3 protein-coding genes are annotated in these 2,674 nt (G+C 66.8%); 2 read left to right on the top strand and 1 reads right to left on the bottom strand.

Going from position 1 to position 2,674, the window contains the following annotated elements; translation table 11 throughout:
• The first annotated feature begins 501 nt into the window (after positions 1-501).
• Both AB1460_RS36775 and AB1460_RS36770 read left to right on the top strand, forming a co-directional pair.
• The gene (locus tag AB1460_RS36775; protein WP_368967133.1) at positions 502-1,101 is read left to right on the top strand and encodes a PadR family transcriptional regulator; all 600 of its coding nucleotides are present in this window, start codon (positions 502-504) and stop codon (positions 1,099-1,101) included.
• A gap of 47 nt (positions 1,102-1,148) precedes the next feature.
• Positions 1,149-1,880 (top strand): VOC family protein, encoded by a 732-nt coding sequence (locus AB1460_RS36770; RefSeq protein WP_368967132.1) that lies wholly within the window; start codon positions 1,149-1,151, stop codon positions 1,878-1,880.
• 239 nt (positions 1,881-2,119) lie between these two features.
• On the opposite strand, the gene AB1460_RS36765 is transcribed toward AB1460_RS36770, so the two are convergent.
• On the bottom strand, positions 2,120-2,674 hold a 555-nt coding region (locus tag AB1460_RS36765), incomplete at its 5' end, for a tyrosine-type recombinase/integrase (protein ID WP_368967130.1).

The following is a 2,674-nucleotide window of genomic DNA, read 5'->3' as shown; positions in this document are numbered from 1 at the left end:
AAGAACGATCATCCCAGGTGGCGGGTGCGCCCCCTTCCTGGACCAGATCGCCGCTACGCACCGTCACGGCCACACGTCACGGCCAGTAGTTCGGCAATCACGATCCCCGGTCAACTACGAAGAGCCGCCAAAGCGCCAACTCCCCTTCAGTAGAGTCGGCCGCTATCCACGATCAGAATTCGGTGTACCCCAACCAGACACGACTTCGGCATGCTGGCGCCAGCCAGAGACCGGCACATCGGGTGTCTACGCTCGGAGCGCATGAGCACCCCCGAAGGTCCGCCAGCCGATCCCGAAGGCGACGACCGGTCCCTCGAACGCTACGAGCGCCTCGCCGGACTGCTGGAAAGACCCCGGCGTGCAGACGAGTTCGGACATCCGTGCACACGGTTTCGGACACTGACACATCTCGCTGTAGCCAAATTTGGCTACTGATGGAGGTGGCGGGTACGCTCGCCGAAAGGGATAGCCAAATTTGGCTACAGCGCAGGGAAGGGTTCGATGAAGCCGGTACGACTGCTGGTACTGGGAGCGCTTCGCAGGCGTGGACGCACGCATGGCTATCAGATCCGCGCGGATCTGGAGTCCTGGGGCGCGCACGAGTGGTCCACCGCCACGTCGGGTTCGGTGTATCACGCGCTCAAGAGCATGGCTGGCCAGGGCCTGCTGGCGGCATATGAGACCAGCCCCTCGGCTGTCGGGGGTCCGCCGAGGATCGAGTACGAGCTGACGGACAAGGGCGAACAGGAGTATTTCGCCCTCCTGCGCCGGGCCCTGGCCGACCGCGAGCCGAGCCTGGACGTCCTGGGCGCCGCCGTCGGCCTGATCGAGGACCTGTCCCGGGAGCAGGCCCTGCAGATACTGCGCGTGCGGGCCGACGCGATGCGCAAGTGGCGCACGAGCATCACCGCGCATCTGCCCGCCGACGCCGACTTGGATGCCTGGGGACCGGTAGGCGAGGTCATCTCCCTGTGGCTGGCCACCGCCGACACCGGCGCCGAGTGGACCCAGCGGCTGATCCACCGCCTGGAAGAGGGCGCGTTCACCATGGTCGGCGAGTCCTCCACCTCCGCTCTCAGCCCCACGCAGCCGGACCGGTAGAAGCCCGCGAGCACTGGCGATACTTCCCCTTCGAAACGGAGAGATGCATGGCCAACGAGATAACCGTGCCACTGCTTCCTTGCCGATCCATCGGCGAGATCGTCGAGTTCTACACCATGTTGGGCTTCACTCGGACCTACTACCAGACCCGCCCGAACCCGTACGTGTCGCTGAAACGCGAAGATCTCCAGCTAGATTTCTTCGGCATACCGGACTTCAAGGCCGAGGACTCCTACGGGACCTGCCTGGTCATCGTGGACGACACCCAGGAGCTCTTCGAGGCGTTCGCCGCAGGCATGCGCGAGGTCCACGGCAAGCTCCTGGTCTCCGGGATCCCGCGGATGACCCGGCCGCGAAAACGCAAGAACGCTGACAACCACTCCGGGTTCACCGTCATCGACCCCGGCGGCAACTGGATCAGGATCATGGCCGCCAAGTCCGTGCCCGAAAGGAAGGAGACAGCCTCCGGGAGACTGTCCACGACCCTCAACCAGGCGGTTGTCATGGGCGACTCCCACGGCAAGCACATACGGGCGGCCCAGATCCTGGGCGCAGCTCTTGAGCGGGACAAGGACACCGCGACGGCGGTCGAACTGGTCAAAGCGCTGGCCTACCACGCCGAACTCGCCATCCGTGCCGACGACACCACCGCCGCCAACGATGCCCTCACCCGGGCCCGCGCACTCCCGCTCTCCGAAGCCGAGCGCGGCGAGCTCGCCACGACCCTGGCCGGCATCGAAGACCTGGAGGCCGTCCTCCATCCCGCACAGCAGCCCTGAACGCGGACATCCGTGCAGCCGACTTCGAACATCGACACCAGCCCGGTTTCGCTCACCGGCGGATCGTCCCGCAAAGGGTCCCGAAACCTCGTTCGCGACACGGAGTTGCGGGACTAGTTTTCGGGACGGTTTCCGGCCTGTTCTGGCCCCTCCGGGGCTTGATCGTCGTGCGTCCCGTTATTGACCGATTCGGGGTCTGAGCGTGATCGGTACCGGATCCTCCGCTAAGACCGCGCGGGTCAGCGGTCGGTGAGCAGCAGGCCGAGCGCGGCGACGCGGTCGGCGTCGGTGGGTTGGGTGTAGATCCGGGTGGTCTCCAGCCGGCTGTGGCCCATGAGATCGGCGACGACGACCAGGTCGACACCCTGGCGGACGAGCTGGGTGGCGAAGGTGTGCCGTAGTACGTGCGGGCTGAACTCGTCGCCGTGGATGGTCAGGTCGGCGTTGGTACCGAGGTCGGTGATGACGGTGCGGGCGGCTCGGTCGGTGAGCCGGCCGCCGCGGAGGTTGAGGAACACCGCGGTGGTGTCCGCGCCGGGTAGGGCGGCGCGCTGGTCGAGCCAGGCGGCCAGGGCCAGGCGCAGCTCGGGGTGGATGGGCAGGGTGCGTTGGCGGCCGCCGTCGCGGCCCTTGCCGGTGACGATGAGCTCGCCTTTGCGGGCGGAGAGGACTCTGCTGCTTAATTCGGGGCTGGGGTTGCGAGTCGGTGGCTGAGGCGGGTGAGTCTGCTGGTGCGGGGTGTGAAGGCCGGCCGGTCGGGGTTCCAGCGGGCGTCGAGGCGGAGGACGTTGACC

This window comes from Parafrankia sp. FMc2, assembly GCF_041008525.1.
Classification (GTDB): Bacteria; Actinomycetota; Actinomycetes; order Frankiales; family Frankiaceae; genus Parafrankia.
Note: the sequence above shows the minus strand (reverse complement) of the source record. Positions and strands in the feature narration are given on the sequence as shown.